The sequence below is a fragment of the Azorhizobium doebereinerae UFLA1-100 genome, assembly GCF_000473085.1.
Lineage (GTDB): Bacteria > Pseudomonadota > Alphaproteobacteria > Rhizobiales > Xanthobacteraceae > Azorhizobium > Azorhizobium doebereinerae.
Window position 1 is genome coordinate 1 of record NZ_AXBA01000066.1, and the last position, 7,571, is coordinate 7,571.

The window sequence follows — 7,571 nt, forward strand, 5'->3', positions numbered from 1 at the left end:
CTCGATCTCGGCGACCCACGCGGTGATAGCGTCCGGGGTACTGGGAATTCGCAGCGTCTGGCCGGACGGCAGAGCGCAGAGGTCGAGGAAAGCGCGCGACAGATCGCAGCCGATGACGGGTTGTGGCATGGTGATGGCTCCTGTCCATGTCGTGCGGGATCTGCAGTCCCACGCAACTGTTCAGGGTTCAGCGACAGCGGAAGGGACCCTTGCTCCCGCACGGGCTGCACACCCTCGGGGGGACGGGCTCCCTCCCGCACCATCTCCCTCACAGCTTCAAAAGACAGGGGATGCGACCACGCGTCACGCAGTCGCCCCAGCAGGAATCCCAAGAACGCCAGCCGTTTAAAAATCTCCTGAAGTAGTGCCAGGAACCATTTGCACCCTGAGGCCGACCGCGCTATTTTGGATGGTGAATCGGGGTGCAATCATATTATGAGCTGATTGCCCATAAAAGGCAAGATGCTCTAATTATAGATTCGACTATCGTGCAAATCAAATACGTTGCACCTGTTGATGCAAATCGTAAAACTACGCCCGGTGTGAGCTGTGCTGCATTGCAGGCGGTGGATTTACTGTATAGATAATAGGTTTATTATTGTACGGTAATTGCTGAACTGCGTCTATGTAAGTATGGGTCGGTATGCGGGGTGGCGTAGCATGAGATTTAATGGCTTGGATCTGAATCTGCTGGTCGCGCTAAATGCCCTCTTGAATGAGGGTAGCGTGACCGTTGCGGCAAAGAGTATTAATCTTAGTCAGCCTGCGATGAGTGCAGCCATACAACGCTTGAGGCAGTATTTCGATGACGACCTATTCCTGATGAATGGGCGTGAAAGGATTTTTACGCCTCGCGCAGAGAGTCTTGCTCCGGCTGTGCGTGATATATTATCTCGCATTCAGTCGTCCGTCATAGGGTCGGGGCAATTTGATCCAGAAAATACGAGTCGGAAATTTAGAATAATTGCGTCTGACTATGTAACTGTCGTATTTATTGGCCCTGCCATAAACTCCATATCTAAGTCTCTTCCCACATTGAAGTTTGAGTTGATCGCGCCAGACGACAACTATCATGATTTAATTCAGAGATCCGAGGTTGATATGCTGGTTATGCCTGAGCTTTTTTTATCTTCTAATCAGCCGTGTGCGCCCATTTTTGAGGAAAAATTGGTATGCGTCGCCTGTCGGACCAATAAAAGCGCTCGTGGAGATATTACTTTCGAAAAATATATGTCGATGAAACATGTGTCCGCAAAATTTGGCCGCGGCATGCGCCCGTCTATAGAAGAGTGGTTTATGGTCGAGAATGGAATTAGAAGAAACATAGATGTGACGGTGCAGTCGTTTGGCATGATACCTCAGCTCGTCTGCGGAACCGACAGGGTGGCGATTATGCCCTTGAAATTAGTGCGTCATGCGATGTATAGACGAAATCTAAATATAATTAACCTTCCCTTTCCGTTGCCGAAGTTTACGGAATCGATGCAGTGGCCTATTCATGCGGAGGGGGATCTAGGCAATCAATGGCTCAGGCAATTTCTTTTGCGAGAAGCACTTTCACGTTTATAATGTAACGTGTGGTTGCTCGTCATCCGTGGTTGCTCATCATCCTAGGTGTTCAGTTCCGGCATTTGGTGGATCGGATCGAGATTGAATCGTTCGGGGTCGATTGTCCAACGTCTGCAGATGAACTCATAGGGCGAGAGACCATTCAGATTCTTCAGGCGGCGGCCGAAATTGTAGGCGCCGACGAAGTCCTGGAGGTGGCGTTCGAGTTGGCCGTGGCTGTCGTAGTGATAGCGCTTGACTGTCGCATCCTTGATAGTCCGGTTCATCCGCACGGCACGGCCGAGATCAGGGCGACCAGGAAGGCCGAAGCTGTGACCCGGTTGGCGCTTTCCACCAACTGTACGAAGGCGAATTTGCTCGTTCGATCAATGGCGGCGAACAGGTAGAGCTTGCCCTCAGCCGTCTGGACATCGGCGAATATCGATATGGAAGAAGCCGATCGGGTAGGACTTGAACCTCTTCTTCGGCTCCTTGTCGCCTTCGGCCTCCGGCAGCCGGCTGATCCCGTGGCGCTGCAGGCAGCGATGCAGCGACGCGCGTCAGATGCGGGATCGTGGCCTGCAGCGCGTAGAGGCAGTCATCCAACGGGAGCAGGGTATGTCGTCGGAAGGCGACGATCACCGCCTCCTCCTCCATCGACAGAAACGTCGACTTCGGCTCCTTCGGACCGGTCGGCAGATCGACCGCCGAGGCTCGCCTTTTCCACTTCGCGACGGTCTTCTGGTTGATCCCGTGGCGCTTGGCCAGAATCCTCAGGCTCTCTTGACTATGTTGTATCGCGCGACGGACCGCCTCTGTCGTCGTGGCGCTCCCGTGGAGAACTTGGCCCATAGCGCTTCCGTCCACGCTCGCGAAAAGAGCTGCACCATCAGAGTCCTGGATCAAACATCTCTAGGGCGGGCCGCGGAGGCGCTTGAGCTTGGCCTGGTACGCGGAAAGCTCGGCTGCCGTGGACAGGGTGCCATGGACGAGAAGATGAGCAATCTCCTCGAAAGTGCAGGTCTCCGCCACGTCGAGGACGTCGTGGCCGCGATAATGCTGGTTGTTGCCCGTGCGGCCGACGGTGCACAAGGCGGTGTTGCCGGCGACCACGCCGGAGAGCGCCAAGGACTTCTTGGGTGCGGGCTTCCCCCCGCTTGCGTGTTGCTCGGACATGGATGCCTCCTCAGCCGGAAATCACTGTGAGCTCGGGCGCCGACCTGACGCGCCAGTCGAAGATGCCGGTGGTGCACACCGCTCCCAGTAGTGCCGGGTCCACCTGGAAGGTGAGGCCGCTGAGATCTTCCGCCTTGAGCCGGGTGAGGCGCTCCACCGTGCCGAGGAAGCGATCCTGCTCGGACGGGGAGACCACCCCCTCCGCGAGCGAGCGGAACTTGGCGATGTACTCACTCCGGCAGAAGGGGCGCGCCCCGAAGGGGTGCGCATCGGCAATCGCCAGTTCGTCCGCGATCACGCGGCCGTCCTTGATCGTCACCATCACACGGCCGCCGAAGGCCTTCTCCTTCGGATCGCGGCTGTGGTAGCGGCGCGTCCACTCCGGGTCTTCCTGCGTGGAGATCTTGTACCAGAGGTCGACAGTGGACGGGCGCGACGCCCGCTCCGGTGCATAGGACCGCGTATGGTGCCACGCACCGTCCTCCAGCGCCACGGCGAAGATGTATGTGATGGAATGGTCGACGGTTTCCCGGCTGACCTTCGGATCCATCTTCTGCGGGTCGCCAGCGCCAGTGCCGATCACATAATGGGTGTGATGGGAGGTGTGGATGACGATGGAGGCTACCTGAGAGAGGTCGCCGATTTTCGGCACCATCCGGCGGGCGAGGTCGATCAGAGCCTGGCTCTGATATTCCGCCGAGTGCTCCTTGGTGTAGGTGTCGAGGATAGCGCGCTTGGGCTCGCCCTTCTCCGGCAGCGGCACCGCATATTCCGCTTTCGGGCCGCCGAGCAGGTAGGCGATGAAGCCGTCCTCGCCCTCCCAGGCCGGGGAGGGGGCGCCTTCCCCACGCATCGCCCGATCCACCGCCTCCACCGCCATCTTGCCGGCGAAAGCGGGCGCATAAGCCTTCCAGCTGGAAATCTCGCCCTTGCGCGACTGGCGGGTGGTGGTGGTGACGTTGAGCGCCTGCTGCACCGCCTGGTAGACGGTCTCTGTCGGGAGGCCCAGCGCGGCGCCGATGCCAGCGGCCGCAGACGGTCCGAGATGGGCGATGTGGTCGATCTTGTGCTCGTGCAGGCAGATGCCCTTCACAAGATCGACCTGGATCTCGTAGCCGGTGGCGATGCCGCGCACCAGCGCTGCGCCATCGAGCCTGCAATGCTGCGCCACTGCCAGAATTGGCGGAATATTGTCCCCGGGATGCGAATAGTCGGCGGCGAGAAAGGTATCGTGAAAATCGAGCTCGCGGACGGCGACACCGTTGGCCCAGGCACAGCCCATTCCGGTGACACGCGCCGGTGCTGGGAGAAGCCGAACACGGTCGCACCGGGCTGGCAGGGATGAGCCCGCGCCTGCGCCCGGGCGCTAGCCACCGGGCGGCGCGTGAGGGATGCGGCCGCCACCGCCGAATTGTCGATGATGCGGTTCCCGATCATTTCGGCCACCTCATCGCCCACCGGTACGGGATCGGTGGCGACTTCGGCGATCTTCCAGGCGAACTGGTCCGCGCGTCCGAGCGGCTCGGCGGACTTGTAGGTGCGTACGGTGTGCGACTTCACGAGGATTGATCCTTGGGTGAGGCTGAAGGGAATTGCACGGGTGCGAGCTGACCGTTGGCGCCGACCGCGACCATCTCGAAGGCCCCGCGAACGGCCAGGCGGCGGGCGCCGGACGGGATCGCTTCCGCGGTCATTTCCACCTCCACGGTCATGGAGGTGCGGTCGACGCGCGTGAACGCCTTGCACTCCTCGGTGGCTTCCGCCGTGCCGTCGCCTGTGTCGGGCCAATTGAGGCGGGCTTCCATCTTGTCCAGGCAACTGGTGAGCGCCTCGGCATAGCCGACCTTGGCCTCCATCTTGTCGAGACGGATGATCACCTCGCCCTTGAAGGTGTCCAGGGCCTTGGTGACGATGGCGGCGGGATCGTCCTCCTCGCCCTTGTGTTCGATGACGCCCTGCGGCGCCGGGGTGCAATGGAGCATGGGGCTACCTCGCAGAATGCGCCGACGCGGCGCGGTGGCCCACCTCGCCTTCACCGCACCGGCGAGGCGCTTGAGAGGCGTGCGCGGATGCTTACCTAGAGCGGTAGCCGATCGTTCTGAAACGGCAGGTCTTCCCCAATCAGGGGAAGGTGATTCAAGCTCCCTGCCGGAGGTGGGGGCCGGCAGGGATGGCGAAGGCCCTGTCTCTGGATCTTCGGGTCCGTGTTCTTGCTGCGGTGTCGGGCGGGATGAGCCACCGCGAGGCGGCACAGGTGTTCGCAGTCAGTCCCGCGAGCGTGAGCCGATGGCGCAAGCTGTCGCGTGAGAGGGGGGACTGTCAGGAATTTCGTGCGCGGGCGTGCATAGTGGTATCGATGGAGAGCCCCTATGGCACGACGGAAAGAGCCTTTAATCCCGGACGCGATATTGGACCAGTTGCTGGCGGGTGCCGACGCCAAATCGGCATTTGACAGCAATGGCTTGATCGACCAGTTGAAGAAGGCGCTGGCGGAACGGGCGCTGAACGCCGAGATGGATCATCACCTCGCCGGCGACGGCAGTGCCGGCAATACGCGCAACGGCTACGGCAAGAAGAGGGTGCTGACCGACAGCGGCTCGGTGGAACTCGCCATCCCACGCGACCGGCAATCGAGCTTCGATCCGCAGCTTCTGGCCAAATACCAGCGCCGGTTCCCTGGCTTCGACGACAAGATCGTGTCGATGTACGCACGCGGCATGAGTACCCGCGAGATCGTCGGCCACGTGCAGGAACTCTACGGCACCGACGTGTCGCCGGACCTGATCTCGGCGGTGACGGATGCGGTGCTGGACGAGATAGCGGCCTGGCAGACCCGCCCGCTGGAATCCGTCTATCCCATTGTCTTCTTTGATGCTCTTCGGGTGAAGATCCGCGACGAGGGCCATGTCCGCAACAAGGCGGTGCGTGTGGCGCTCGGGGTTCGCGGCGACGGGGCCAAGGAAATCCTCGGGCTATGGATCGAGACCAACGAGGGGGCGAAATTCTGGCTGCGCGTGATGAACGACCTGAAGAACGGCGGCGTCGAGGACATCCTGATCGCCGTCGTCGACGGCCTGAAGGGCTTCCCGGACGCCATCAATGCGGTCTTCCCTGAGACGACCGTGCAAACCTGCATCGTCCATCTGATGCGCAATTCGCTGGATTTTGCCTCCTGGAAGGACCGCAAGGAGCTCGCCGGCGGGTTGAAGGCAATCTATGCGGCGCTCGACGACAAGGCGGCCGAAGCGGCGCTGACAGCCTTCGAGGCAGGCCCCTGGGGCCGGAAATACCCGGCCATCGGCCAGATCTGGCGGCGCGCCTGGTCCGAAGTCATTCCGTTCTTCGCCTTCCCCAAGGACGTCCGGCGGATCATCTATACGACGAACGCCATTGAGGCGCTGAATTCCAAGCTGCGCCGGGCGGTTCGCGCCAGGGGCCACTTCCCGACAGATGAAGCCGCCATGCAGCTGCTGTTCCTGGCCTTGAACCGTTCGGAGAAGGAGTGGAAGATGCCGCCCAGGGAATGGGCAATGGCCAAGAGCCAGTTCGCCATTCTCTTCGCGGACCGCTTCCAGGCCGCGAGGGCGTAAGCAATGTTCAACCGCACGCCCGCACACGAAATTCCTGACACTCCCGTGAGAGGGGGAATCCGCGCGTCAAGGGGGCCGGAGGCGACAACCGTTCGCATTATGTCGAAGCCCACAGGGACTTGATCCTGGCCCTTCTGGAGAAGACGCCGGACCTCACCATCGGGGAACTGCGCGGCCTTCTTGCGGAACAGGGGATCGGTGTCGGCGACGGCACGGTCCGGCGCTTCTTCGCCCGCCATGCCGTCACGCGCAAAAAAAAAGACCGCCCATGCGGCCGAGCAGGACCGCTCCGATATCTTGAAGCAGCGCCGCGCCTGGTTCGCGGCTCAGCTCGACCTCGATCCCGACCGGCTTGTCTTCATCGATGAAACCTGGGCCTCCACCAACATGGCCCGCCGCCATGGTCGATGCCGCCGCGGCCAGCGCCTGCGGGCGCTCGTTCCGCATGGCCACTGGAAAACCACCACCTTCCTCGCCGGACTGCGCCGGTCCGGCATGTGGCTCCGATGGTTCTGGATGGCCCCATCAACCGTATCGCCTTCGAAGCCTATGTGGAGCAGGTGCTCGTTCCCGAACTCATCCCAGGTGACATCGTGGTGGTGGGCAACCTATGGCTCTCACAAGGGGCCACGGGTGCGCAGCCTGATCGAGGCTGCCGGCGCCGGCCACCTGTTCTTGCCGCCCCACAGCCCCGACTTCAATCCGATCGAAAACGCCTTCTCCAAGCTCAAGGCCCACCTGCGCAAAGCCGCCGAGCGCACCGTCGAAGGCCTATGGGCTGCGATCGGACGCATCGCCGATCTCTTCACGCCCAGGGAGTGTCAGAACTTCTTCGAAGCGGCAGGATATGATCCAATATGATCGGCTACCGCTCTAACGAGAGCAATGCGGTAGCTTCTTCGCTCTTGGGGCGAAGGTAAAAAGTGGTCAGCAGCGGGCAGGCTGATTGGTCTACTTTGTGAACCGCCCCGCGTTTTCTAGACGCCCTCGGCATTGGCTTTGTGCTGCCGTTCGAACTCGATGGGCGACAGCATCCCGTTGCGTGCGTGGTTGCGGGTGGGGTTGTAGAACATCTCGATGTAATCGAACACGTCCCGGCGTGCCTCGTTGCGCGTGCGGTAGACCTTGCGGCGGATGCGTTCGCGCTTGAGGAGATTGAAGAAGCTCTCGGCCATGGCGTTGTCGTGGCTGTTGCCACGACGGCTCATCGAGGGCTGCAGATCGTGGTGTTTCAGGAACGAGGCCCACTCCATGCTG

At 61.0% G+C, this 7,571-nt stretch carries 5 protein-coding genes and 4 pseudogenes; 4 read left to right on the top strand and 5 right to left on the bottom strand.

Features of this window, described 5'->3' with window-relative positions:
- Nucleotides 1-660 precede the first annotated feature (660 nt).
- Nucleotides 661-1,569 carry a LysR family transcriptional regulator gene (locus YU1_RS33065; protein WP_084540123.1) on the top strand — a complete coding sequence of 303 codons (909 nt, stop codon included), beginning with the start codon at nucleotides 661-663 and terminating at the stop codon, nucleotides 1,567-1,569.
- 41 nt (nucleotides 1,570-1,610) lie between these two features.
- On the opposite strand, the pseudogene YU1_RS31165 reads toward YU1_RS33065, so the two are convergent.
- The 4 genes and pseudogenes from YU1_RS31165 to YU1_RS34130 all read right to left on the bottom strand — a co-directional run bounded on the left by YU1_RS31165 (nucleotide 1,611) and on the right by YU1_RS34130 (nucleotide 4,706).
- A pseudogene (locus YU1_RS31165) lies at nucleotides 1,611-2,400 on the bottom strand (transposase family protein).
- A gap of 63 nt (nucleotides 2,401-2,463) precedes the next feature.
- Nucleotides 2,464-2,724 (bottom strand): annotated as a pseudogene (locus YU1_RS0124985) (citrate/2-methylcitrate synthase); the annotation flags it as partial.
- Between the two features lie 10 nt (nucleotides 2,725-2,734).
- Nucleotides 2,735-4,284, bottom strand: a pseudogene (locus YU1_RS31170) (MmgE/PrpD family protein).
- On the bottom strand, nucleotides 4,281-4,706 hold the full coding sequence (locus tag YU1_RS34130; protein ID WP_035716703.1) for a hypothetical protein: 426 nt from the start codon (nucleotides 4,704-4,706) through the stop codon (nucleotides 4,281-4,283). Before YU1_RS34130 ends, YU1_RS31170 begins: the two are co-directional and overlap by 4 nt.
- Before the next feature lie 188 nt (nucleotides 4,707-4,894).
- Between YU1_RS34130 and YU1_RS34805 the strand changes: the two genes are divergently transcribed.
- The 3 genes and pseudogenes from YU1_RS34805 to YU1_RS31180 form a co-directional block, all read left to right on the top strand.
- Complete coding sequence (locus YU1_RS34805) at nucleotides 4,895-5,176, top strand: helix-turn-helix domain-containing protein (protein ID WP_084540125.1); 282 nt, start codon at nucleotides 4,895-4,897, stop codon at nucleotides 5,174-5,176.
- Nucleotides 5,094-6,314: an IS256 family transposase gene (locus YU1_RS0125000; protein WP_029006390.1), complete on the top strand. Its 1,221-nt coding sequence runs from the start codon at nucleotides 5,094-5,096 to the stop codon at nucleotides 6,312-6,314. The genes YU1_RS34805 and YU1_RS0125000 overlap by 83 nt, the downstream gene beginning before the upstream one ends.
- 44 nt (nucleotides 6,315-6,358) lie before the next feature.
- Nucleotides 6,359-7,175, top strand: a pseudogene (locus YU1_RS31180) (IS630 family transposase); the annotation flags it as partial.
- A 116-nt stretch (nucleotides 7,176-7,291) separates the two neighbouring features.
- Here YU1_RS31180 and YU1_RS0125010 read toward each other — a convergent pair.
- The coding region (locus YU1_RS0125010; RefSeq protein ID WP_035716705.1) for an IS3 family transposase at nucleotides 7,292-7,571 on the bottom strand (280 nt) is incomplete at its 5' end.

Coding starts and splice junctions, on each gene's coding strand:
- YU1_RS33065 (WP_084540123.1), top strand. CDS start 661: ATGAGATTTAATGGCTTGGATCTGAATCTGCTGGTCGCGCTAAATGCC.
- YU1_RS34130 (WP_035716703.1), bottom strand. CDS start 4,706: ATGCTCCATTGCACCCCGGCGCCGCAGGGCGTCATCGAACACAAGGGC.
- YU1_RS0125000 (WP_029006390.1), top strand. CDS start 5,094: ATGGCACGACGGAAAGAGCCTTTAATCCCGGACGCGATATTGGACCAG.
- YU1_RS34805 (WP_084540125.1), top strand. CDS start 4,895: ATGGCGAAGGCCCTGTCTCTGGATCTTCGGGTCCGTGTTCTTGCTGCG.